Genomic DNA, 22,843 nt, shown 5'->3' on the forward strand with positions numbered 1-22,843 from the left:
TTATCGTGCAAGGGGGGAGACATCTTTGGCTACCATATTAGTTGTCGATGATGCTAAATTTATGAGGATGACTTTAGGAACAATATTAGAAAAAGGGGATCACAAGGTGGTTGGTGAAGCTGAAGATGGACAAGAAGCCATTGAAATGTTTCATAAACTTAAACCTGATTTAGTAACTATGGACATTACGATGCCAGAGGTAAACGGACTTGAAGCAGTCGAATCGATCTTATCATCTCATCCATCTGCTAAAATCATTATGTGCTCTGCTATGGGTCAGCAAAAGATGGTGGTGGAGGCAATTGAAAGAGGGGCAAAAGATTTTATCGTAAAGCCTTTTGATGAAACAAGAGTCCTTGACGCTATTAAACGAGTTTTATGAAAGAGCGTGAGTTTCAAGATACATATGATTAAGACATTCGAAGAGGGTTGATTTCATGTTTTGGGCGATAGCCAGTACCTTGGGTGCAGCCATAATGGCAACAACGATGATATTTGTTCGAATGCGAGCTTCCAAGAAGCCTGCATCTGTAAAGAAAATTATATTACCACCATTTTTCATGAGTACAGGCGCATTAATGTTTGTTTTTGAACCTTTCAGGGTTGAATGGATACAAGTGTTAGAGGCGTTTGCTGTAGGTGTATTCTTCTCTTTATTTCTAATTAAAACATCTACATTTGAAGTTAGAGATCAGGATATTTATTTAAAGCCTTCAAAAGCCTTTGTTTTTATATTATTTGGATTGCTTATTCTGCGAATTATCCTAAAGTTAATTATTGGACAGACCGTTTCTCTAGGAGAGACAAGTGGGATGTTTTTCTTACTAGCCTTTGGGATGATTTTAACGTGGCGTATCGCAATGTTAGTAAAATATATTCGACTACAAAGAAAGCTAGATGCACGTGTCGGTGGAAAATGGAATGCTACGAATTAAAAAAACCTGCAACAATATGTTGCAGGTTTTTTATATCTTATCTTATTGTTCAAAAAGTGGTTGATAAGGTTGGATATCGATATTTTTTTCGTGTAACGTTTTCTTCAAGAATTTATGATCCCTTTTAGGTGTGGCCAGTATATACCCTTCAATAATGATCTCTTGTGTAATAGAAGTAGCTTTTTTTTGTAAGGCCACTTCAGCAATACGGGCCGCAATTTTCTGTTTAGCCACATCCCGGAATAACTCAGGAACAGGCGTTACAAGCTCTTCTAAAAACTGTTTTTGTTCATCTCCCCACATGTGAAGGGTTTGGTCAATATAATGTTCTTCCCAATCAATAATGGATTTCCCGTCTTCTTTTGGTAAGCGCTTTAGGAATTTACGAAACATAAAGAAGCCACCAATGGCTAATAAAATTACCATTATGACGGTCCAGCCCAGGATTAATAAAGCGAAGGTAGAGTTCATCCAATCACCTTTTCCGTTGTAATAAACTTAACTCTAGTATAGAACAGGTTATGGTAGGATTCAATATGCACAACCACTTTATACCATTGTAATCAGACTTCCGACAGGAATAGTTTATGTTTTAAGAGAATAGAATGGGAATGAGTTATATGTTGTTTCTTAAACAAAAAACTTCTAGTTTTTTGAAGTTTTTTAAGTAGTTTTCTTGAACGTTGTTAAATGGGTGGGATAAAATGTTATTATGTGTTGTAAGGAAGAGGAGGGCAGGTAGGATGAAGGATAAATCAGAACATACGTCCATAGAACATCAATATACTGATTCTTTGTTGGTCTCATATACATCATTAGCGGATCTTCCCCCTGTATTCCAGAGGTGGATTGATTCGTATGGGTTTGACCTAATCAGTGTATGTGATCAGCAAGGTGTGATTCAATATGTTACCGCTTCCTCAAAGAGACTAATTGGTTATTCAAAAGATTCACTATTAGGTACATATAGCTTAGATTATGTTTCACCTCAAGATAAACATCGTTTACTAAAATTACATAGAAGCATCGAAGTGGATGAATTAGTGACATCTGAGGTGCAGATCAAACATCGTTCAGGAACCTATGTGTGGGTTGAGGTTGTCTCTTCATCAGTTTACGACCCAAATACGCATTCTCAAGTTTTTATCGCTGTACTAAGAGATATATCAGATCGTAAAGAAGCTGAAGAAATGATGATACGTTCAGAGAAAATGTCAGTAGCAGGTCAATTAGCAGCTGGAATAGCCCATGAAATCCGAAACCCTCTAACCTCTTTGAAAGGGTTTCTGCAATTGTTACAAGCAGGAATAGAGGGGAAAGATGAATATTATTCCATTATGGGAGAAGAAATCGACAAAATTGAAAATATTACATCAGAATTATTATTTATTTCTAAACCAATGACCAATGATCCTAAAGAAGAGTCTGTTCTTTCTTTAATGAGAGATGTATGTATGTTGATGGAAACGCAGGCTCATTTACATAATGTCAATCTCATGATAAAACAAGAGGAGCCCATTAACGTATACTGTGACCGATCCCAGATTAAACAAGTATTTATCAATATCATTAAAAATGCCATAGAAGTAATGAGTGAGAGCGGTGGGACGGTAACGGTTAATGTATATAAGAGAAATGATACAGCTTGCATGGATATAATTGATGAAGGTCCTGGAATTCCGGTTCATTTAATTGAGAAAATTAAAGAACCATTCTTTACAACTAAGAAAAATGGAACAGGGCTTGGGTTAATGATTACGAATCAAATCTTAGAAAAGCATGACGGGAGCTTAAACATTTTGGACAATGAACCAAGAGGGAGCATATTTAGGATATGCTTACCTCTCTATTAGCAGTGCTGTGGAACATTAATACTTGAACCTCGTCCTCTTACGACTGTGTTAACTATGACAAGAGATATTAAGGAGGAATACACTGTGATCGATAAAGACATAAAAGATGAAGTAGTAGAGAGTGTTTATGAAAGGTATTTGATTCATTATCCTGAACTATTTGTATATTATGATGAAACGAAACTAGCACATATAAAAAAAGATACTTACTATCACCTAGAGCACTTAGAAGCTACATGGCCAATAAAGATGGATATTATTTTCTTAGATTATGTTGATTGGGTGGATTCTGTCTTATCTAGCAGAGGCGTAGAAACTAGGTTATTAAAAGATTGCTTCGACTGGATGAAAGAAAGCTTGTTATCCTATAAATCATCAGAAGAAATCGCCTATTATATTTCTTTGTTAGATCAAGCTTCTAATCAATTACAAAGCGAAAAGAGTAAGTAAAGGAGGACCAAAACCATATAGGTTTGGTCCTCTATTTATTCTACATATCATGAGATGAGTGGTTCTTTTGACGGGTGTGATTGCGATTTTTCACTTTATGAGAACCACTTGTTGGTTCCCCATATGGTTGTTTAGGACTTTTAGGTAATGAAACACGATCTTGTTGCTTGGGGCCTTTTGGTTTACCAGACATAATCATCTCTCCTTTCAGGATTAGATTTCGACGTTTCATTCACTTTTATACAAGTGAAGGTATGGAAAGTGTAAATGTACATACACTAACTATGAAATCGCCAAAAGGAGTGGAACCATGCCTTATCATAAAAACAAACAACAGGCTTTTCAAGCAGCGCAGCAAGGATACGAACAAGCAATTGATGCAAACGAAACACGCCTTCAATCTGTAGATCAAGCTGATTATGGTAAAGAATTGGCTCACTTGACTCAAGAAGTTAATGAAGCCTATCAACAAATCGACAAAGCACTCGAAGTAGCCAGTGAACACCAATATGAACAGCTTAAACAGTATCAAAATCAGCTAACTCAAATTATGTCCGAATTAGAAAAATAAGAAAGTGTCCTTCCCTTACGGGTTAGGACACTTTTTTATGGTGTGGTTCAGTCCAGTCTATACGTTGCTAATCGGGCACTTACGCTTTAGTTACATCCAGCTTCAGTGCCCAGCAACTAGTAGACTTCCTTCACCTCTGGTCGATAAGTCAACATCGACTCGCTAAAGCTCTTCGTGTTTCCTTTATCTCACTCCGGTTCAGTCCAGTCTATACGTTGCTAATCGGGCACTTACGCTTTAGACTATTACTGATTTTTTTTGCGTTTTTTATTATTTTGACGTTCTTCTGCGCTCAGTGGATGCTGTGGGGTTTCTTCGTTGTATCCAGCTCCTTGTCCTTGTGCAGAAGCGTCATTCATGCCTGGTCTTACGTGGTTGGCTTTACGTTTTTTACTCATATCTTTCACCTCCACTCTTATTATGAGGAAAAATTCGACGAAATATTTTACTTATAAATCGTTTTCATTTAAAATGAAAGTTGCAGAATTTTTCTTTCAATTCTTAATTGGAAGTCAAACAATGGGGGATCGATGAAACGTACTATTCGTTTCAAAGGTTTCATTATCATTGAGGGGGTAAAAGAATATGGCAGTAAATGATGCTTATAATTCGCGCAAGCAATTTGAACTTAACGGAAAAACGTACAATTATTACCAGTTAAAGGCGCTAGAGGAAGCTGGATACGGAAAGATTTCTCGTCTTCCATATTCCATTCGCGTATTACTTGAATCAGTACTACGTCAATATGATGGCGAAGTCATTCAAAATGAACATGTAGAAAAGCTAGCAAAGTGGGGAGAAAAGGATTCAGAGAGCGTAGACGTTCCGTTTAAACCGTCTCGTGTTATCCTTCAGGACTTTACTGGTGTTCCTGCTGTGGTAGACCTTGCATCTTTACGTAAAGCAATGGTTGATATGGGAGGAAGTCCCGACAAAATTAACCCCGAGGTTCCTGTAGACCTAGTTATTGACCACTCGGTACAAGTTGATAAATATGGTACTCAGGATGCCCTTCAAGTTAATATGGAACTAGAATTTGAGCGTAACAAAGAGCGCTATGAATTTCTAAATTGGGCTAAAAAGGCCTTTGATAACTATGAAGCAGTTCCACCTGCAACAGGAATTGTTCACCAGGTGAACCTTGAGTATATTGCAAATGTGGTACATGCTTTAGAAAATGAAAACGGTGAATATGAAACATATCCTGACACATTAGTAGGTACTGACTCACACACTACGATGATTAATGGTTTAGGTGTATTAGGTTGGGGTGTTGGTGGTATTGAAGCTGAAGCTGGAATGCTTGGTCAGCCATCCTATTTCCCTGCTCCAGAAGTAATTGGTGTGAAATTAACAGGCGGTTTCCCACAAGGAACTACTGCAACTGACTTGGCACTAAAAGTTACACAAAAACTTCGTGAGAAAAATGTGGTAGGGAAGTTTGTAGAATTCTTCGGTCCTGGATTAAAAGATATGCCACTTGCTGATCGTGCTACGATCTCTAATATGGCGCCTGAGTACGGGGCTACATGTGGTTTCTTCCCGGTAGATGAAGAATCTCTTGAATACTTACGTTTAACTGGTCGTAGTGAAGAGCAAATTAAGGTTGTAGAACAATATTGTAAAGAAAATGACCTGTTCTATTCTCCTGAATTTGCTGACCCTGAATTTACTGAACTTGTTGAGATCGATTTATCTGAACTTGAGCCAAACTTATCTGGACCTAAACGTCCACAAGATTTAATTCCTTTATCTGAAATGAAGAAGTCATTTAATCATGCATTAACAGCGCCTGAAGGAAATCAAGGCTTCGGTCTTACAGAGAAGGAAAAAGAAAAAGAAGTGACCATCGAACATCCAAATGGTAAATCTTCGACTATGAAAACCGGTTCTGTTGCAATCGCAGCCATAACTTCTTGCACAAATACTTCTAACCCGCACGTTATGTTAGGGGCTGGTCTTGTTGCGAAAAAAGCAGTTGAGAAAGGTCTAGAAGTACCTGAGTACGTTAAGACTTCACTTGCACCAGGCTCTAAAGTTGTAACAAGATATTTAGAGGATTCTGGACTTATGGAGTATCTTCAACATCTAGGCTTTAACCTTGTAGGGTATGGCTGTACAACGTGTATCGGTAACTCTGGTCCACTTGCAGAAGAAATTGAGGAAGCTATTGCTCAGAATGATTTAACTGTTTCTTCTGTTCTTTCTGGTAACCGTAACTTTGAAGGGCGTATTCATCCACTTGTGAAAGCGAACTATTTGGCTTCGCCACCACTTGTTGTAGCTTATGCATTAGCAGGTACAGTTGATGTTGATCTTAAGAATGATCCAGTAGGTACAGATAAAGATGGAAAGCCTGTTTACTTTAATGATATATGGCCATCAATAGAAGAGATTAAAGCTGAGATTGACAAAAATGTTAATCCTGAAATCTTCCGAAAAGAATATGAAAATGTATTTGATTCAAACGAAAAATGGAATCAAATTGATACTACAGATGAGCCTTTATACGATTGGGATGAGAATTCTACTTATATTCAAAATCCTCCGTTCTTTGAAGGGCTTTCAAAAGATCTTGAATCTGTAAAGAGTCTTAATAATTTACGAATGGTTGGAAAATTCGGCGATTCTGTAACAACGGATCACATTTCTCCAGCAGGTGCAATTGCAAAAGATATGCCAGCAGGTCAATATCTTCAAGACAAAGGCGTTTCTCCTAGAAACTTTAACTCATATGGTTCTCGTCGCGGTAATCATGAAGTAATGATGCGCGGTACATTCGCTAATATTCGTATTCGTAATCAGTTAGCTCCAGGAACTGAAGGCGGCTATACAACATACTGGCCTACTGGTGATGTAATGCCTATTTATGATGCGGCTATGAAGTACCAACAAGATGGTACGCCACTACTTGTTGTAGCTGGTAAAGACTACGGTATGGGAAGTTCTCGTGACTGGGCTGCTAAAGGTACAAACTTATTAGGCATTAAAACAGTTATTGCTGAAAGCTTTGAGCGTATTCACCGTTCAAACCTTGTCATGATGGGTGTGCTTCCACTACAATTTAAAGCAGGTGACAGCGCTGATTCACTAGGTTTAACAGGGCAGGAAACGTTTAATGTAGAGATTGACGAATCTGTTCAACCTCATGATGAAGTGAAGGTTGTTGCTACAGATGATAAAGGTAACAAGACAGAGTTTAACGTTATAGCTCGTTTCGATAGTCCTGTAGAAATTGATTATTACCGTAACGGTGGTATTCTTCAAAAAGTTCTTCGAGACAAAATGGCATCTAAATAAAACATTTTTAAAAAGCAGCTGCTGTACTAGCAGCTGCTTCTTTATGTAGTATGCAATTAAATTGGTAGTAAATAGAATTACCTTAAGAATAAGTATTTATGCAGTTATAAGGTACAATTTAACAATTTATTTACGATGAGGGGTATAGCTTTACATGGATTTGAATCCAATATAGTATAGAAAGTAATATGATTGTCTAGGGGTTGAAGTATGGAGATTCCTTCACTAACAATCGGTCCAATCTTTATCCAAAGTACATATTTATTATGGAGTTTTGGGGCTGTTGTAGCATTTCTTTGGATCATTTCAATAAACCTATATAATAAGAAGCCTCATGGGCGCTTTTTTGCTTTTGAGTGGGTTCAATCGCTTTTACTTATAGCGATCATTTGGAAGTTCAGTTATTTTTTGAGTCACCCCATTAAAGCTATTCAGTCACCAAAGACAATACTTTTCTTAAATGGTGGGACTCTAGGAATCGTGTTGGGGATTTTGGTTTCATTTGTTGTTTATATAAGATCTATACATAAATCAGGTTTTTCACTCATATATTCCATTAATTTATGGATGTCAGCTCACTTTCTTTGGGTTGGGATTACACAAATTGGGTTCACGTTAGGGTTCACAGTTTATTATACCCCTTTGTGGTTGTATGGGTATTTTGTAATTCTTGCGTTATCTTACCTTTTTGTAAAGAACTTGTATCATTATAGAGTCATTGTAAATTATATCCAACTAGGTCTCTTGGGTTGGGTGTCATATAGAGTATTTTTTACGACTATACATTTAGGAGATTTAGCTGTCTGGTTTACGTTTGCAACGATTGTAGGAATATCTCTTGTAGATTATGTGTTAAATAAAGGACGTGAAGCCACATGATAAAACGAATATTTGGCGCAGTTGTCATTCTTGTATTGTTTGGGTTCGCTATAATAAATGTCGTTCAAAAAGATGAGACAGGAGGAGAAGCTGTCTCATTGGATAATAAGAACGGAACTGCCATGCAATCTCCGAATGCTCCTGAAGGATTAAAAATAGGGGAGTATGCACCGAACTTTACAGTAACAACTTTCGAGGGAAAAGAAGTGAAACTTTCTGATCTAAAAGGAAAGAAAATATTCTTAAATTTCTGGGCGACATGGTGTCCACCTTGTCGAGTAGAAATGCCTGAGATGCAAAGATTCTATGAAGAATTTGGAGAAGAGGTAGAGATTATGGCAGTGAATGTCACTTCAACTGAGAAAAGTGTTAAGGATGTGACCTCTTATGTTCATAATGAAGGCTTTACATTTCCCATTTATTTAGACCGAGGACGTAATGCTGCAGATCAATACCGTATCCCTGGCTATCCAACCACTTATTTTATAGGGACGGATGGAAAAATCCAGAGTAAGGCGTATATTGGAGCGATGGATTACGACTTTATGAAGAAAATGAAGAATAAATTAGACTAAGATGGGTATATTTTCTGACAATTCAGCCGATCCTGATATTACTAACCTAAAGGAGTGAAGGGATCGTGCCACGAAAGAAAAAACCATCTTTTGAAGAACTAATACAGGAAAATAGACGAAAAATTATAGAAGATGAACAATTAATGAATCAGATTGAAGAAAGAATTGAAAAACGAATCAATGACACGTTAAACAGATAGCCTTGATGGCTATCTGTTTTTGAATAGATTTTTTTATAGCGCGTAAACTAAACGATGTAACCAAGAGAAAGGATGTGGCTACATTATGGGAAATCCAAAAAAGGATTCTAAACATTTTGCTCCTAGTCATCCGGGGACTCAACCTCGAGAAGCAGGAAGCAATAAAGGCAAACAAATGCAAATGCAAAATGCACATAAACCGAAAGTTATTCAAACTAAAGGGAAAAAATAGAGGGGGAAGCAATATGGGTAAAGATAACCAACGATATGCGAATCCTGATGACCGTAGTGATAATGTAGAAAAGTTACAGGAAATGGTGCAAAATACGATCCACAACTTAGAGGCTGCTCATGAAACGATGCAGTTTTCTTCAGAAGAAGAGAAACAAAAGATCATGGATAAAAATAAACGGCGAGAAGAGTCCATTGTCTCGTTCCGTAACGAAATAAGAGATGAAGCAAAACACAATAAAGAAAAGTAAACCAAGGGAAAAGAGGGCTCATTTAAAGAGCGCTCTTTTTCTCTTTAGTATTTGACTCTATATCTTATGTGTGCAGACCTTCGTTTCTAGCTAAGAGAAGTGTGGTGTTTACTGAGGATTTTATATGGCTTATAGAAAGCAAAACCAGTGAGTTACATAAAACATCATCATCAACGTGGAAGGCTTACTTATGATACAATATGTTAATGGATTAAGTATAGTAAGGATGATGACATGACGATTGATACTGAACAACTCGAAAATATACAAGAATGGACTACACTAAGCGCACATCCTCCTCTAAATGAAACGGAAGCGTTACGACTCATTAATGATTATGAGCAAGGAACTACTCACATAGATGCTTTACTTGTTAGTCGGTTATATAGTCTCATTGCTTATTATCGATTAAATCGCACGATTAGCAATCGGGACCAAATAGCGGAAGAATTTATCTTAAGAGCGAAGAACTTAGCTGAAAACGATTCTGTTGTGGTTGAGCTTCAGGAACTAATTAACGTACAATCTCATCTTCAAATGTTGAAAGGCCAAACGTATAAAAATTTGGCCGTGCATGAAACAGATCACCAATCAGTTAAGCGAAAAAAGTTACAACAGATCTTAGGGATCGTAGAACCACTAGAAGAAAATTGGTCCAACCAATTTGTTTATTCAAAAGATAGTAAAAGGACTCGATTTCAAACCCTATTTGAAAAGGGCCAACGATTATTTGATGAGTTAATACAAGAGACAGAACCTCACAAACGTAACGAAACAAATGGATTTAACCACGTATCAACGGTACGTATCAACCAATTATTAAGAGAGTTGGACCAATTGACCGTTGATCTTGAAGAATTATTACCCGGAGGTGTGGATCAACACCAGGGGAAAGATCCTTTGAAACAGTTGGATGAAATGGTCGGACTAACAGAAGTGAAAGCGTACATCCATCGCTATTATCACTATTTAAAATACCAGCAGTACCGTAAGGATATTGGTTTTCAAATGGTCGATGAACCAGAACTGCATATGATTATTACTGGAAATCCTGGTACAGGTAAAACCACAATTGCAAGGTTACTGGCCAATATTTATTATGATCTTGGTTTACTTGAGACAAGAGAAGTTATTGAAGTCAATCGTTCTCATTTAGTGGGCTCTTATGTGGGGCAAACTGAAGAGAATACGATGAATTATGTACAGCAAGCCATCGGGGGTATCCTTTTCATAGATGAAGCCTATAGTTTGCAAAGGGAAGGTCAAACCGGTAATGACTATGGTCAAGCTGTAATCGATACACTTGTATCTGCTATGACTAGTAAGGAATATGGGGATAAATTTGCAGTTATTTTGGCTGGTTATCCCGATGAGATGCGACAGTTTTTATGGGGGAATCCAGGCCTTAGAAGTCGATTCCCTGAACAAAATCATGTTCATCTTCCCAATTATTCGATCCCTGAATTAATTGAAATTGGTGAACAAACAGCTCTTGGAAACGATTATTTCTTTACCGAAAAAGCCGTTTTAAGCCTTGAACGCTCTATTGATAAACAACAAGTAGATGATACTTTTGGCAATGCGCGTGCTGTTCGAAATATAGTTCTTCAGACCATTTTTCAAAAAGGGGCAAGTGAATCAGATCAAGCACATCATGAATCTAAGCTTGACCTAATGCGAATAGAGGAAAAAGACTTTAATTCCCCTTCAGATAGTCAAGACGACTCAAAATCACCTATGGAACGGTTAGATCAATTGATTGGTTTGAAGCCTGTTAAAGATGAGGTGAAAAAGCTTTCTTCTTTTGTTAGGTTGCAAGGAAAGCGAGAAGAAAAAGGTCTTCCATCTGTGCCAATTCAATTACATGCTGTTTTTTCAGGGAATCCAGGAACAGGAAAAACAACCGTTGCCCATATTTACGCAGACATTTTGAAAGAATGTGGACTCCTAAAAAGGGGACATGTGATCGTAGCTTCAAGAAGTGACCTTGTAGCCGGATACGTGGGACAGACCTCCATTAAGACAAAGAAGAAAATTCGAGAGGCGCTAGGTGGAGTCCTTTTTATTGATGAAGCATACTCACTTTTCCAATCTGGATCAAATGATTTTGGGAAAGAGGCAGTAGATACTCTTGTTGATGAAATGACAAAGCACAATGAAAATTTAGTAGTGATATTAGCTGGGTATAAAAATGAAATGAGATCACTTATTCAAAGTAACCCTGGATTATCTTCAAGGTTCAAGAAGTTTCTTCACTTTCCGGACTATGATGCAAAAGAACTTGTTGAGATGACGAAATACCAGGCAAGCTTGTATCAATATGAGTTGGAAGAAGAAGGTGTAATTTATTTAGAGGATGTTTACACAACCAACGTAATTGATGGTAACGGTCGCTATGTTAAAAACCTAATCGATGAAGCGATTCAATATCAAGCGCTAAGAATTGATGAACAAGATGGTGAAGGTCAATATGATGTCTTGTCAAGAGAAGACCTAGAGCTTGCATGGAGTGCTGTTAAAGGGAGAGAAGTAGGATGATTACGACAACTGAAGTAAAAGTACGGTATCAGGAAACAGACCAGATGGGAGTCGTTTATCATGCGAACTACCTGGTTTGGTTTGAACTTGGACGAACAGCTTTTATAGAAGGGTTAGGATTTCAATACCACGAAATGGAGAGTAGTGGGATTGTTTCTCCTGTGGTGGATGCGAATATACAATTTAAAACACCGCTTCGTTACGGACAAACGGCAAAGGTTAAGACATGGTTAGAATATTATGATGGAATTCGGGTCACCTATGGATATGAAATTCAAACCCCAGAGGGTGAAGTTGCTGTAACGGGGACGACCAAACACGTTTGTGTCAAGAAAGATAGCTTTAAACCTGTTTCTATAAGACGAGTTTTTCCTGACTGGCACGAAGCTTACATGGAAGCTAAAGGGGAATCTTAACGTGGCTTTCGGAATAAAGCGTCAAGAAGTGAATGAGTGGAAGCGGCGAGTTAAGTTAGGGGAAATCGCTTTTCTAACTCACTTTTGGATAGATGATCGCTTTCCGGATGTGAAGACAGTTACAAAAGTGGGGTGCATGGACCTTCATAAATTAACAGAATGGGGAAAGCAATACGGATTGAAGCCTCATTGGATTCATAATGACCCCCGTTTTCCTCATTTTGATTTAATGGGAGAAACACAAAAAAAGATTCTAAAAAAAGAAGGCCTTCACGACCATATAGAACGATTTAACTTATAGTAAGACTTGAAAAAGCATTAACCATTAGTAACAGAGCCAAAAGGAAAAAGGTGCCATGATGGATGTCCATCATGGCACCTTTTTTTATGATTCATTTTCGGATTCGTAGTAATCGAAATCTGGTTCTTGTGTATCTGGGTCATATTTGACGGTTACATTGTAATGATCAAAATACCAAGCGTCTTCTTGTTCTACATAAAAGCGTATCCCTTGTTGCTGGTCTTCAGCAATAGGTTCAGCAGGGCTGTCTGGACGAACCCCAAGAGACATACCAGGCTGAAGCCCCCCTACACCACCGTATCGAACAAAAAAGCGTAAGGAATCGTTATCTTCTAGTTCTAATTCATTCTTGTACCATTGTGCTGCTTCTTCTTGTACTTTTAATATCATTTTTTCAACTCCTTGCAGGTATTGGCTTGATATCCATCGTAATACAATAAAGGTTGGGATTCAAATAAACGGTACTAGGAATAGTTTTATAGGAGAGAAAATGAGACGAAGCTGAGATAAAAATAGCCAAGTGTCCTAGGACACTTGGCTATTTTTTACGTTTCTTTTCTGGCACATAATCAAATCCACCAGGATGAAAGGGATGGCATTTAACAATTCTTTTGATTGTTAACCATCCACCTCTAAGGGCTCCAAATCTTGAAATAGCTTCAATCCCGTATTGAGAACAAGTAGGATAAAAGCGACATGTAGGAGCTGGTTTTAATGGGGAAATGGCTTTCTGGTAAAAGCGAATAATCCATAAAAATATGGTTTTCATGCTATTCATCCTTATAAACGCTATTCTTCAGTTTTATCATACGTTACTTCTGCAATGGCATCGTGAAGATGAATGGACTCTTCATTTCGGCAGGCTACATAAAAACGTTCCACAAAAGGAAGTTCATAGAGATCAGCAGCAACTAATCGAACAATGTCTTCGACGAAACGCGGATTTTCATAAGCTTGTTCGGTAACAGCTTTTTCATCTGGCCGCTTAAGTACAGGATGGATACGGGCTGATGCATTTGACTCGGCAGCTTCTAGCAAGGCTTCTTTCCAGTCCATGTCATTTTCATCAAAATCTTCGGTTAAACGAACAGACATCGTTACATTCCCGCGTTGATTATGGGCGGAATACTCACTAATTTCTTTAGAACATGGGCAGAGAGTTGTGATTTTCCCAGTTAGGGATACTTCCACATCAAAGCCGGTGTGCTGATGATAAGACACTTTCATCGTAGCGTCCGCATGGTTCATGCCTGCTAAATCAGAGAATGGACCTCTTCTTTCGAAAAACCATGGGTAAGTGACTTCCACTTCAGCATCTTCTTGTTTTAAGCGGTCAGCTAATTCTTTCGTGAATTTTTTTAAAGTCGTGATATCAACAGCGAAGCCATCATTATGATAGCGCTCAAGCTGTTCAGTAAAGCGACTCATGTTGGTTCCTTTGCTTCCTTTTCCAATGCTTGAAGCAAAGCGGAAGGTCCCGATCGTGGTTTGCATTTCTGGTTTTTTTGAACTATATATTCTGATTGGGTGTTTAACATTAGAGATGCCTACAGCATCAAGATCAAATAAGAAATCTTCACGAGAATTTTGAAGGTCTGCCATTTCATCTTTCTCTATGGGTTTCGTGCGTGGACCTGGGTCCACAGAACCAAATAATTTATGACGATCTTCTTTAGAAGGTAGCTGTTTTTTTGTGTTTATATTTGTCTGGTTCATAGCAGTGACTCCTTTCAGCTTCTAGAATAAGCTATTCAAAGTATACAAGAAACGAATTCATAAGTTCAATTTTTATACTCATCAAATGTGTTTGATATCAGCATTGAAACGTTCTATTTATACTCTTCACATATGAATTCTATTTTACTACAAAAGGGACCGGGTTGGGAAATAAGGAATGCGTTTTCTAAAATCTAAAAATTTAAAATATGCTCCTACCTGTTGGCAATCTGAATAAAATTACATAAAATAGATTCGCAATAAGAATTGACCGAAAGAAGGTGGCATATATGAAAGGCACTGCTGTATTACAAACTCAAAACGAAAAAGTTATTGTACTTGAAGATATAAATAAAGAAACTTATGACCATTGGAAAGCACAAGGTGGATATGAGAAAGCATGCATCAAAACAGGTGATGTTGAACATGTGTTTCCTGTTCAGTTTACAAGTGATGTAGATTGGGCATTTGGTTACTAAACGATAAAACGGGCGCTTCTATAGAAGCGCCCGTTTTATCGTTCTACCTACGTTTCATGATGGGAACTTTTTTAAGAAGAGGTAGCTTAATGGATAGAGGGAACGTACTTATACTTTTTTATTCTACAGACTTTCATTTCATTATTTAAGTTTTCTTAAAATACTTAGTAGCAACTCCGAACGATGTTATAAAAAATGCCACATTCATTTATCTGATTGTTCATGTGGTCGCTTGGCCAGATCATAAGGCACCTTATACTATCAAACATATAATGAAATCAAATGTGTCCATTGCTATGGGGAATACTTTGTTCGATAGAGGGAAGTTACCGAAAAATTTGAATGTCCTTCGAAAATGAACTGAATATATTTAATAATCATACTTAGTAGCAACTCCGAACATGTAATAAAAAGAAAAAAAGACGCCTTTGGCGTCTTTTTAATTAATAAATAGTATGATTTCATTACATCCATTTAATTTTAGGTTCTGTTTTATCCATAATTCGCTTAATATTTGATCGATGACGATAGATGACGAACGCGGTTAATATACTTGTGACAATAATGAGTCCAATGTGGCCAAGGATAATTGACATAATAACAGTAACAATTCCTGTAACCATTGAAGATAATGAAACGTATTTACTAATCTTCAACATGATAAAGAATGTAAGCAACATGACTCCAAACAGTATTGGTTCTACTGCTAATATGACGCCACCGGATGTGGCTACCGCTTTACCGCCTTTAAACTTAGCAAAAATAGGGTACATATGACCAATGACAGCGAAAATACCAATAATTAAAATGTTAACATCAGCAGCGAATATCCATGGAATGCGGGCTGCAATGGTTCCTTTTAGTATATCTGAGATGGTGACAATGAGTCCTGCTTTCTTGCCAAGCACTCGGAAGGTGTTCGTACCACCCAAGTTTCCGCTCCCATGTTCCCGGATGTCAATGTTATACCCTAACTTGCCTACGATTAGACCAGAGGGAATAGAACCAACTATATAGGCAATGATTGCAAACAAAACATAACTCATATGAAAACTCCTTTATCTTTCGCTCCTAGCTTTATATATTTTATCAGAAACTAAGAGTAGAAAGAACAACTATTCTATTTTTATTGAAACTATTTTCATGGATCATTCCTTTCTATAATATAGAGGGAAGAGGAGGCAAGGCAATGGCGTCGATTAATATGAACACTCAATCACAAAAAAGGATTTGGATTTTAGGGGGACTTGGGGTCCTTTTTCTATTATCATCTGCAGTTTTCTGGGTGTTATATCCATTTCCCTCAAATGAGTTGGCAAACTATTATAAAACAGAATATCCAATAGTATTTAATGGGAAGAAGTATGAAGGAGAAATACTCTTCGAAGATGGTGTGTATATATCATTTGATTTTATAAATGAAGAAATTGACAATGATCTGTTCTTTGATAAGCCATCAGATTCAATCATTTTAACAACACCCCAAAATGTCTATCAAATGCCTATTGGTTCAGAACAATACTATATGAATAATAAAACCACAAAAGCATCATCACCGCCAATTAAGTCGGATGGAGAAAATGTTTATATCTCAGCAGATTGGTTGAAAGATATTTATCCTATTCATGTACACGATCATCAAGAAACGACTATTGTCTCGATCTACGAAGGAGATCAAATGTTGCAACAAGGTGTTGTAGAAGTAGAAGAAGAGGACTTACGCAGGGTTCGAACTGCACCAAGTTTGTCTTCATCTTATGTCCATGAATTAGAGATAGATGAGAAAGTAACTATAGAGAAAGAACAAAAGGACTTTTATTTTATTAGGACAAATGAAGGAATAGGCGGTTATGTGAGAGCCTCCTCTCTTGCATTAACAGAATCTAAACAAATTGAAGTCAATGAAAAGAAGAAAAGTACGTTTGTTCCTTCTGTTGAACTCCCAGTCCATGTTACTTGGGATCAATTAGCCACTAATGAGCCGTTGCCTTCTTTACCTGGCGTCCAGATTGTATCGCCTACATGGTTCAAGCTACAAAATGGAGAAGGGGATATTAGAAATATTGCTTCAAAAAGTTATGTTCAAAATGCAAAGGAAAAAGGGTATTCAATTTGGGCCTTATTTTCAAATGGGTTTGACCCTGATCTTACTGAAGAGGCTTTAGAAACTTATGATAAGCGAAAGTCTATGATAGACCAACTTCTATACTTTGCAGAGATTTATGGATTTGACGGTATTAACCTTGATTTTGAAAATGTATATGAAAAAGATGGTAGAAATTATACACAATTTATTAGAGAACTTACTCCTCTAGCCCACCAAAAAGGACTCGTTGTTTCTGTTGATGTCTCATTTCAATCTGGAAGTGCTCAATGGTCTCGCTTTTATGAGAGAGAGGAATTAGCTGAAGCGGCTGATTTCATCATGGTCATGGCTTATGATGAACATTGGGGGAGTTCACCAGTGGCAGGAAGCGTTAGTAGCTTGCCTTGGGTTAAGAGTAACCTTGAAAGAATACTCAAAAAGGTTCCTAAGGAACAACTTATTCTTGGAGCTCCTCTCTATACACGTTTATGGAAAGAAGAAGTAATGAAAGATGGTTCTATAGAAACGAGCTCGGAATCTATGTCAATGGAAGAGGTTAAGGATTGGATGGAAGAAAGAAATTTACAACCTACTTATGACCCTGAGACTGGGCAAGATTACGTAGAATATCAGAGTGAGAATAACGTAACTTATAAATTATGGCTTGAGAACAGTTCGTCTCTACGCAAACGAGTGAACTTAGTCCATCAGTATCAACTTGCAGGAATTGCTACTTGGAGTCAAACTTTCGCTACAGAAGAAGCTTTTAAAACCATTAATCGCCAGTTAAATGAAGAAGAAGCAATTGAATAGAGTTAGAGCACATTAAGCAGGCAGGATCTTTAGCATTCCTGCCTGTTTTCATATATGATGGAAATACGTTTTTATGAAATAATAATTGGAAAAGATCAAGGGGGAGAAGAATGATTGAATTTGAGAAGGTTCAAAAGAAATTCCCAGATGGTACAGAAGCTGTAAAACAGATTTCTTTCCGCGTCGAAAAAGGGGAATTCCTGACCTTAATCGGGCCAAGTGGGTGTGGGAAAACGACATCTATGAAGATGATTAATCGTCTAATTGAACCAACATCGGGGCTCATTAAAATAAATGATAAAGATATAAAAGAATATAATATTCACGAATTAAGGTGGAATATTGGCTACGTATTACAAGAGATTGCTCTGTTCCCACATATGACTATTGAGGAGAACATAGCAGTTGTCCCGGAAATGAAGAAATGGAAAAAGAAAGATTTAGAAAAACGCACTGACGAATTAATGGAAATGGTTGGTTTAGACCCGAATACATATAAATCCAGAAAGCCAAGCGAGTTGTCAGGAGGTCAACAGCAAAGAGTCGGTGTAATTAGAGCTCTTGCTGCAGACCCAGATATTATCTTAATGGATGAGCCTTTCAGTGCTCTTGATCCGATCAGCCGTGAACAACTTCAGTCAGACATCCAAAAACTTCAACAAGAAATTCAAAAAACCATCGTTTTCGTTACACATGATATTGATGAAGCACTAGCTTTAGGGGATAGAGTTTGCTTAATGAATGAAGGAGAAGTCGTCCAAATTTCAACTCCACAAGAGCTCATATTAAACCCTCAAACGGATTTTGTAAGAAACTTCGTAGGAGAACGAAAGTCACCTTGGCAAACAGCCGTTGATGTAATGGTAGACACGACGAAGAAACACATCGTTCAAGAAGGCACCTCCTATCCTGAGGTTGGCACTTATATCATTGAAGGAGAAAACCAAAAATACATCGGTGCTGTTCAAAACGGGGAAGCCATCGACCTCCCACCTATACAAAATGATTTGCATTTACGCCGAGCTACAACAGTCTTTGATGAGTATGAAACTAGTATTCTCCCTGTTGTAAAAAACAATATATTGGTAGGTACCCTCTCTTATCGTGATATCGTCCATTACCTTCAAAGACAGACGAAGCTAGAAAACGGGGTGATCCATCAATGAGCGAATTAAAAGCTACCTTTCTAGATAGACAGGACATGTTTTGGCAAAGCATATGGGAACACTTACAGTTATCGATCATCTCGCTGCTTATTGCTATATTAATTGCAGTGCCTTTAGGTCTTCTTCTGACTAGGACGAAAAAGATAGCTGAGCCCATTATTACTATAACGGCTATCTTACAAACAATTCCTAGTTTAGCTATTTTAGCGTTTCTTATTCCGATTGTTGGGATAGGTTTTAAACCTGCAATATATGCACTTTCAGCGTATGCTTTGCTCCCTATTCTAAGAAATACGTATACTGGTATTAATGAAGTTGACAGAGCGCTTATAGAAGCGGCAAAAGGAATGGGGATGAGTTCATTCAGGCGATTGGCCAGAGTCGAATTACCTCTTGCTATGCCCGTTATTATGGCTGGTATACGAACCTCTATGGTTCTTATTGTAGGAACAGCGACGATTGCCGCTTTAATTGGTGCTGGTGGATTAGGAGAATTGATTCTTCTTGGCATTAATCGAGGGGGAGATATTCCGCTGATCTTATTAGGTGCAATACCTGCAGCTCTTCTAGCGATTGCACTAGATAATATTCTTCGTTTATTTGAGAGAACTTCAGCAAAATCTGGATTTCGCTCATTAGCGACCATTCTTGTTGCATCGTTACTCATTGTAACCATTCCCTTCGTTATAAATGGTGATGACCAAGCGGACCTTGTCATTGGCGGCAAGCTCGGTGCTGAACCAGAAATTTTAATGAATATGTACAAAGTATTAATTGAAGAAGAAACAGACTTGACCGTTGAGACGAAACCAAATTTCGGAAAAACGGATTATGTATTTGAGGCATTAAAAGGCGGAGATCTTGATGTATATCCAGAGTTCACTGGTACGGTTATTACCACACTCTTAGGCGAACAAGCAAATAGTAATGTGAAGCAGGAAGTGTATGAACAGGCTCGAGATGGTATTAAAGAGGCAGAAAATATGGTACTTCTTGAACCGATGGAATACAATAACACCTACGCTGTTGCCACAACTCAGGAAGTTGCAAAACAGTATGGTCTTGAATCAATTGGAGACCTTAAGGTTGCAGAAGACAAAGTGACTGCTGGTTTTACTCTAGAGTTTAACGATCGCTATGACGGGTATGTAGGTATGCAAGAAGAATATGGGTTAGATCTTACTGTTAAGACGATGGAACCTGGTGTAAGACAAACTGCAATTAAAGAAGGGGATGTACAGGTGATTGATGCTTATGCTACTGCTGGATATATGGTAGCGTACAATTTAAAAGTGCTAGAAGACCCTGAGAATATCTTCCCACCCTATCAAGGAGCTCCATTAGTGAAGCAGTCTACATTAGATCAGTACCCTGAAATTGGCGATGTTCTAAATCAACTTGGTGGAAAGATTACTAAACAACAAATGCAAGAAATGAACTATAAAGTGGACTTTGAGGATGAAGATGCTTACCAAGTAGCCCGCAATTTCTTAAAGGATAATGGATTTATTGATTAGAGAAGGGGGATACATGATCATGCGCAACCCATCGAATGAAGAAATTAGAGTCATATTAGAGAAAACCGAAACGATTGCTGTAGTAGGTTTATCTGATCGTCCTGAGCGAACTTCTTACCAAGTTTCAAAAGCGATGCAGGATGCAGGATACAAAATCATTCCTGTAAATCCAACAATTGAAGAATCACTTGGGGAGAAGGCGGTCTCATCTCTTAGTGAGATATCAGAGCCCGTTGATCTTATTAACGTTTTTAGACGTTCTGAGTTTTTACCTGATTTGGCAAGAGAAGCAGTCGATACAGAAGCAAAAGTTTTTTGGGCACAACAAGGTGTTCAAGATGAGAACACCTATCAATATTTAACGGAACAAGGCATGACTGTGCTAATGGACCTCTGTATTAAAGTTGCACATTCTGTTACAATAGGTAGGTAATACGAGAGAAAATCCCTGTTCTTGCAGGGATTTTTTTCTTTTCGTGGAAAAAGGTTATTTGATTAAATTGTAGAAACCGCTAAAATAAAAGACAGGCGCTTTGCCCGGGCTCTTATTTACAAAAACGAACATCCGTTCTATTATAGGTATAAGAGCATTGAAAGGAGTACAAACAGATTGGTTAAGAATTCTACTCAATATAATGATGATTCAATACAAGTGTTAGAGGGATTAGAAGCTGTTAGGAAGCGACCTGGTATGTACATAGGAAGCACAGACCATCGTGGGCTTCATCACCTCGTTTATGAAATAGTGGACAATGCCGTTGACGAAGCCTTAGCGGGTTACGGAAATCGGATTACAGTAACCATCCATAAGGATCAAAGTGTATCTGTACGAGATGAAGGACGTGGTATGCCTACAGGGATGCACCGACTTGGAAAGCCCACCCCTGAAGTCATACTTACCGTGCTTCATGCTGGGGGTAAGTTTGGTCAAGGTGGTTATAAAACAAGTGGGGGACTTCACGGTGTCGGAGCCTCTGTTGTGAATGCGTTATCAGAATGGCTTGAAGTGACGATTTATCGTGATGGACAGACTTATTATCAACGGTTTGAAAACGGAGGAAAAGCTGTAACCTCTCTTGAGAAGAAGGGTGCAACACGAAAAAGTGGGACAACTATCCATTTCAAGCCTGATCCCGAAATTTTCTCTATGACAACATATAACTTCGAAACGCTGTCAGAACGACTTCGAGAAGCTGCGTTTTTACTTAAAGGGATGGAGATCGTCCTTGAAGACAAACGCCAAGAAGACCAAAAGGAAAGTTATCAATATCCGGATGGCTTAGAATCGTTTGTTTCGTATTTAAATGAGGAAAAAGATACACTTCATCCTGTTGTAGCGTTTGAGGGGATACAAGACGAAATTGAAATTGATTTTGGATTCCAGTTTAATGACGGCTATGCTGAAAGTATGCTCTCATTTGTGAACAACGTTCGTACTAGAGACGGGGGAACACATGAGTCTGGAGCGAAAACAGCTATTACAAGAATATTTAATGATCACGCAAGGAAAACAGGCCTCTTAAAAGAGAAAGATAAAAACCTTGATGGGAATGATATCAGAGAGGGCTTTACAGCAGTTGTTTCTGTCCGAATTCCTGAGGAGAAGCTTCAGTTTGAAGGACAGACGAAAAGTAAATTAGGAACTTCTGAAGCCAGATCTGCTGTTGATGCAGTGGTAGCCGAGAAATTATCTTATTTCTTAGAAGAAAATCCTGATGTTGCTACCATGCTTATTCGAAAAGCCATCAAAGCGAAGGAAGCCCGTGAAGCGGCTCGCAAAGCAAGGGAAGATGCAAGGTCAGGCAAGAAGAAAAAACGAAAAGAAACATTACTAAGCGGTAAATTAACGCCCGCGCAATCTAAAAATGCTCAGAAAAACGAACTATATCTTGTCGAGGGTGACTCAGCAGGAGGTTCTGCGAAGCAAGGTCGTGATCGTAGATTCCAAGCTATTCTTCCGCTAAGAGGTAAAGTTATAAATACAGAGAAGGCTAAACTGCAGGACATACTTAAAAATGAAGAGATCTCTACGATTATTCATACCATCGGAGCAGGTGTGGGATCTGATTTTGATATCAACGATTGTCAGTACGACAAAATCATTATTATGACCGATGCGGATACGGATGGGGCACACATTCAAGTCCTTTTATTGACGTTTTTCTATCGTTACATGCAAGAGCTCGTTAAAGAAGGTAAAATCTATATTGCACTTCCACCTTTATATAAAATCTCAAAAGGTAAAGGGAAGAAAGAGAAGACGCGTTATGCATGGGAAGAAGACGAAATGCAACAAGTCTTAAAAGAGTTTAAAAATGGGTATACCATACAACGTTATAAAGGTCTTGGTGAAATGAACGCAGACCAGCTTTGGGAAACAACAATGAATCCAGAATCAAGAACATTAATTCGTGTTACAATAGATGACTTAGCTCAGGCAGAACGTAGGATCACCACTCTTATGGGAGATAAAGTAGAACCACGTAGAAAGTGGATTGAATCGCACGTAGCCTTTGGATTAGAAGAACAAAGTAATATCTTAGAAAATGATAAATTGCAATAGAGT

Annotated in this window: 27 protein-coding genes; 20 read left to right on the forward strand and 7 right to left on the reverse strand. The window is 38.0% G+C overall.

All coding sequences use genetic code 11. The features are described 5' to 3' along the window. Positions 1-25: 25 nt before the first annotated feature. Both IEW76_RS00680 and IEW76_RS00685 read left to right on the forward strand, forming a co-directional pair. Positions 26-382, forward strand: a complete 357-nt coding sequence (locus IEW76_RS00680; RefSeq protein ID WP_188649951.1) for a response regulator — start codon at positions 26-28, stop codon at positions 380-382. Between the two features lie 55 nt (positions 383-437). Continuing rightward, on the forward strand, positions 438-935 hold the full coding sequence (locus tag IEW76_RS00685) for a CcdC family protein (RefSeq protein WP_188649953.1): 498 nt from the start codon (positions 438-440) through the stop codon (positions 933-935). 42 nt (positions 936-977) lie between these two features. On the opposite strand, the gene IEW76_RS00690 is transcribed toward IEW76_RS00685, so the two are convergent. Then, the gene (locus IEW76_RS00690) at positions 978-1,406 is read right to left on the reverse strand and encodes a DUF2621 domain-containing protein (RefSeq protein ID WP_188649955.1); all 429 of its coding nucleotides are present in this window, start codon (positions 1,404-1,406) and stop codon (positions 978-980) included. A gap of 272 nt (positions 1,407-1,678) precedes the next feature. Between IEW76_RS00690 and IEW76_RS00695 the strand changes: the two genes are divergently transcribed. Both IEW76_RS00695 and IEW76_RS00700 read left to right on the forward strand, forming a co-directional pair. Then, entirely contained in the window at positions 1,679-2,788 is a 1,110-nt protein-coding gene (locus tag IEW76_RS00695; protein ID WP_188649957.1) for an ATP-binding protein, read from the forward strand. 84 nt (positions 2,789-2,872) lie between these two features. Further along, positions 2,873-3,238 (forward strand): hypothetical protein, encoded by a 366-nt coding sequence (locus IEW76_RS00700; protein ID WP_188649959.1) that lies wholly within the window; start codon positions 2,873-2,875, stop codon positions 3,236-3,238. 40 nt (positions 3,239-3,278) lie between these two features. Here the strand turns inward: IEW76_RS00700 and IEW76_RS00705 are convergent, their stop codons facing one another. After that, complete coding sequence (locus IEW76_RS00705; protein ID WP_188649961.1) at positions 3,279-3,431, reverse strand: small acid-soluble spore protein P; 153 nt, start codon at positions 3,429-3,431, stop codon at positions 3,279-3,281. Positions 3,432-3,548: 117 nt separating this feature from the next. Here IEW76_RS00705 and IEW76_RS00710 point away from each other — a divergent pair, with 117 nt between their 5' ends. Continuing rightward, complete coding sequence (locus tag IEW76_RS00710) at positions 3,549-3,809, forward strand: hypothetical protein (RefSeq protein ID WP_188649963.1); 261 nt, start codon at positions 3,549-3,551, stop codon at positions 3,807-3,809. A gap of 245 nt (positions 3,810-4,054) precedes the next feature. On the opposite strand, the gene sspO is transcribed toward IEW76_RS00710, so the two are convergent. Then, complete coding sequence (sspO, locus tag IEW76_RS00715) at positions 4,055-4,207, reverse strand: small acid-soluble spore protein SspO (protein WP_188649965.1); 153 nt, start codon at positions 4,205-4,207, stop codon at positions 4,055-4,057. A 187-nt stretch (positions 4,208-4,394) separates the two neighbouring features. On the opposite strand from sspO, the gene acnA reads away from it, so the two are divergent. From acnA to IEW76_RS00760, 9 genes are all read left to right on the forward strand, one after another. Continuing rightward, positions 4,395-7,109 carry an aconitate hydratase AcnA gene (acnA, locus tag IEW76_RS00720; RefSeq protein WP_188649967.1) on the forward strand — a complete coding sequence of 905 codons (2,715 nt, stop codon included), beginning with the start codon at positions 4,395-4,397 and terminating at the stop codon, positions 7,107-7,109. A 210-nt stretch (positions 7,110-7,319) separates the two neighbouring features. Further along, positions 7,320-7,988, forward strand: coding sequence for a hypothetical protein (locus IEW76_RS00725; RefSeq protein ID WP_188649969.1), 669 nt, complete (start codon positions 7,320-7,322; stop codon positions 7,986-7,988). After that, positions 7,985-8,563, forward strand: coding sequence for a redoxin domain-containing protein (locus IEW76_RS00730; RefSeq protein WP_188649970.1), 579 nt, complete (start codon positions 7,985-7,987; stop codon positions 8,561-8,563). The genes IEW76_RS00725 and IEW76_RS00730 overlap by 4 nt, the downstream gene beginning before the upstream one ends. A gap of 65 nt (positions 8,564-8,628) precedes the next feature. Continuing rightward, positions 8,629-8,763: an FbpB family small basic protein gene (locus tag IEW76_RS00735; RefSeq protein ID WP_229721075.1), complete on the forward strand. Its 135-nt coding sequence runs from the start codon at positions 8,629-8,631 to the stop codon at positions 8,761-8,763. A gap of 85 nt (positions 8,764-8,848) precedes the next feature. Next, positions 8,849-8,995 carry an acid-soluble spore protein N gene (locus tag IEW76_RS00740; RefSeq protein WP_188649972.1) on the forward strand — a complete coding sequence of 49 codons (147 nt, stop codon included), beginning with the start codon at positions 8,849-8,851 and terminating at the stop codon, positions 8,993-8,995. Positions 8,996-9,008: 13 nt separating this feature from the next. Further along, positions 9,009-9,245 carry a small acid-soluble spore protein Tlp gene (gene tlp / locus IEW76_RS00745; RefSeq protein ID WP_188649975.1) on the forward strand — a complete coding sequence of 79 codons (237 nt, stop codon included), beginning with the start codon at positions 9,009-9,011 and terminating at the stop codon, positions 9,243-9,245. A 234-nt stretch (positions 9,246-9,479) separates the two neighbouring features. Further along, the gene (locus IEW76_RS00750) at positions 9,480-11,783 is read left to right on the forward strand and encodes an AAA family ATPase (protein WP_188649977.1); all 2,304 of its coding nucleotides are present in this window, start codon (positions 9,480-9,482) and stop codon (positions 11,781-11,783) included. Then, entirely contained in the window at positions 11,780-12,199 is a 420-nt protein-coding gene (locus IEW76_RS00755; RefSeq protein WP_188649979.1) for an acyl-CoA thioesterase, read from the forward strand. Before IEW76_RS00750 ends, IEW76_RS00755 begins: the two co-directional genes overlap by 4 nt. A 1-nt stretch (position 12,200) precedes the next feature. Further along, the gene (locus IEW76_RS00760; RefSeq protein WP_188649981.1) at positions 12,201-12,500 is read left to right on the forward strand and encodes a hypothetical protein; all 300 of its coding nucleotides are present in this window, start codon (positions 12,201-12,203) and stop codon (positions 12,498-12,500) included. 84 nt (positions 12,501-12,584) lie between these two features. Here the strand turns inward: IEW76_RS00760 and IEW76_RS00765 are convergent, their stop codons facing one another. The 3 genes from IEW76_RS00765 to folE2 form a co-directional block, all read right to left on the reverse strand. Continuing rightward, positions 12,585-12,890, reverse strand: a complete 306-nt coding sequence (locus IEW76_RS00765; RefSeq protein ID WP_188649983.1) for a HesB/YadR/YfhF family protein — start codon at positions 12,888-12,890, stop codon at positions 12,585-12,587. Between the two features lie 148 nt (positions 12,891-13,038). Next, positions 13,039-13,269 carry a membrane protein insertion efficiency factor YidD gene (yidD, locus tag IEW76_RS00770; RefSeq protein ID WP_188649985.1) on the reverse strand — a complete coding sequence of 77 codons (231 nt, stop codon included), beginning with the start codon at positions 13,267-13,269 and terminating at the stop codon, positions 13,039-13,041. Positions 13,270-13,289: 20 nt separating this feature from the next. Further along, positions 13,290-14,216 (reverse strand): GTP cyclohydrolase FolE2, encoded by a 927-nt coding sequence (gene folE2, locus IEW76_RS00775; RefSeq protein WP_188649988.1) that lies wholly within the window; start codon positions 14,214-14,216, stop codon positions 13,290-13,292. Between the two features lie 290 nt (positions 14,217-14,506). Between folE2 and IEW76_RS00780 the strand changes: the two genes are divergently transcribed. Continuing rightward, positions 14,507-14,695 carry a protein YkzT gene (locus IEW76_RS00780; protein ID WP_188649989.1) on the forward strand — a complete coding sequence of 63 codons (189 nt, stop codon included), beginning with the start codon at positions 14,507-14,509 and terminating at the stop codon, positions 14,693-14,695. Between the two features lie 464 nt (positions 14,696-15,159). Here the strand turns inward: IEW76_RS00780 and plsY are convergent, their stop codons facing one another. Next, a complete protein-coding gene (plsY, locus tag IEW76_RS00785) occupies positions 15,160-15,741 on the reverse strand; it encodes a glycerol-3-phosphate 1-O-acyltransferase PlsY (protein WP_188649990.1) in 582 nt (193 codons plus the stop codon). Positions 15,742-15,884: 143 nt separating this feature from the next. Between plsY and IEW76_RS00790 the strand changes: the two genes are divergently transcribed. The 5 genes from IEW76_RS00790 to parE all read left to right on the forward strand — a co-directional run bounded on the left by IEW76_RS00790 (position 15,885) and on the right by parE (position 22,840). Continuing rightward, the gene (locus IEW76_RS00790) at positions 15,885-17,594 is read left to right on the forward strand and encodes a glycosyl hydrolase family 18 protein (protein ID WP_188649992.1); all 1,710 of its coding nucleotides are present in this window, start codon (positions 15,885-15,887) and stop codon (positions 17,592-17,594) included. 110 nt (positions 17,595-17,704) lie between these two features. Beyond that, positions 17,705-18,760, forward strand: coding sequence for an ABC transporter ATP-binding protein (locus tag IEW76_RS00795; protein ID WP_188649994.1), 1,056 nt, complete (start codon positions 17,705-17,707; stop codon positions 18,758-18,760). Next, the gene (locus IEW76_RS00800) at positions 18,757-20,277 is read left to right on the forward strand and encodes an ABC transporter permease/substrate-binding protein (protein ID WP_188649996.1); all 1,521 of its coding nucleotides are present in this window, start codon (positions 18,757-18,759) and stop codon (positions 20,275-20,277) included. The genes IEW76_RS00795 and IEW76_RS00800 overlap by 4 nt, the downstream gene beginning before the upstream one ends. 19 nt (positions 20,278-20,296) lie before the next feature. Then, the gene (locus IEW76_RS00805) at positions 20,297-20,710 is read left to right on the forward strand and encodes a CoA-binding protein (RefSeq protein ID WP_188649997.1); all 414 of its coding nucleotides are present in this window, start codon (positions 20,297-20,299) and stop codon (positions 20,708-20,710) included. A 177-nt stretch (positions 20,711-20,887) separates the two neighbouring features. After that, complete coding sequence (parE, locus tag IEW76_RS00810) at positions 20,888-22,840, forward strand: DNA topoisomerase IV subunit B (RefSeq protein WP_188650000.1); 1,953 nt, start codon at positions 20,888-20,890, stop codon at positions 22,838-22,840. The last annotated feature ends 3 nt before the right edge of the window (positions 22,841-22,843 follow it).

The organism is Pontibacillus salipaludis (genome assembly GCF_014642405.1).
Classification (GTDB): Bacteria; Bacillota; Bacilli; order Bacillales; family BH030062; genus Pontibacillus; species Pontibacillus salipaludis.

Coding starts and splice junctions, on each gene's coding strand:
- tlp (WP_188649975.1), top strand. CDS start 9,009: ATGGGTAAAGATAACCAACGATATGCGAATCCTGATGACCGTAGTGAT.
- IEW76_RS00695 (WP_188649957.1), top strand. CDS start 1,679: ATGAAGGATAAATCAGAACATACGTCCATAGAACATCAATATACTGAT.
- IEW76_RS00800 (WP_188649996.1), top strand. CDS start 18,757: ATGAGCGAATTAAAAGCTACCTTTCTAGATAGACAGGACATGTTTTGG.
- IEW76_RS00730 (WP_188649970.1), top strand. CDS start 7,985: ATGATAAAACGAATATTTGGCGCAGTTGTCATTCTTGTATTGTTTGGG.
- folE2 (WP_188649988.1), bottom strand. CDS start 14,216: ATGAACCAGACAAATATAAACACAAAAAAACAGCTACCTTCTAAAGAA.
- acnA (WP_188649967.1), top strand. CDS start 4,395: ATGGCAGTAAATGATGCTTATAATTCGCGCAAGCAATTTGAACTTAAC.
- IEW76_RS00790 (WP_188649992.1), top strand. CDS start 15,885: ATGGCGTCGATTAATATGAACACTCAATCACAAAAAAGGATTTGGATT.
- IEW76_RS00710 (WP_188649963.1), top strand. CDS start 3,549: ATGCCTTATCATAAAAACAAACAACAGGCTTTTCAAGCAGCGCAGCAA.
- IEW76_RS00705 (WP_188649961.1), bottom strand. CDS start 3,431: ATGTCTGGTAAACCAAAAGGCCCCAAGCAACAAGATCGTGTTTCATTA.
- IEW76_RS00805 (WP_188649997.1), top strand. CDS start 20,297: ATGCGCAACCCATCGAATGAAGAAATTAGAGTCATATTAGAGAAAACC.
- IEW76_RS00750 (WP_188649977.1), top strand. CDS start 9,480: ATGACGATTGATACTGAACAACTCGAAAATATACAAGAATGGACTACA.
- sspO (WP_188649965.1), bottom strand. CDS start 4,207: ATGAGTAAAAAACGTAAAGCCAACCACGTAAGACCAGGCATGAATGAC.
- IEW76_RS00690 (WP_188649955.1), bottom strand. CDS start 1,406: ATGAACTCTACCTTCGCTTTATTAATCCTGGGCTGGACCGTCATAATG.
- IEW76_RS00795 (WP_188649994.1), top strand. CDS start 17,705: ATGATTGAATTTGAGAAGGTTCAAAAGAAATTCCCAGATGGTACAGAA.
- IEW76_RS00685 (WP_188649953.1), top strand. CDS start 438: ATGTTTTGGGCGATAGCCAGTACCTTGGGTGCAGCCATAATGGCAACA.
- IEW76_RS00765 (WP_188649983.1), bottom strand. CDS start 12,890: ATGATATTAAAAGTACAAGAAGAAGCAGCACAATGGTACAAGAATGAA.
- IEW76_RS00780 (WP_188649989.1), top strand. CDS start 14,507: ATGAAAGGCACTGCTGTATTACAAACTCAAAACGAAAAAGTTATTGTA.
- IEW76_RS00740 (WP_188649972.1), top strand. CDS start 8,849: ATGGGAAATCCAAAAAAGGATTCTAAACATTTTGCTCCTAGTCATCCG.
- yidD (WP_188649985.1), bottom strand. CDS start 13,269: ATGAAAACCATATTTTTATGGATTATTCGCTTTTACCAGAAAGCCATT.
- plsY (WP_188649990.1), bottom strand. CDS start 15,741: ATGAGTTATGTTTTGTTTGCAATCATTGCCTATATAGTTGGTTCTATT.
- IEW76_RS00725 (WP_188649969.1), top strand. CDS start 7,320: ATGGAGATTCCTTCACTAACAATCGGTCCAATCTTTATCCAAAGTACA.
- IEW76_RS00755 (WP_188649979.1), top strand. CDS start 11,780: ATGATTACGACAACTGAAGTAAAAGTACGGTATCAGGAAACAGACCAG.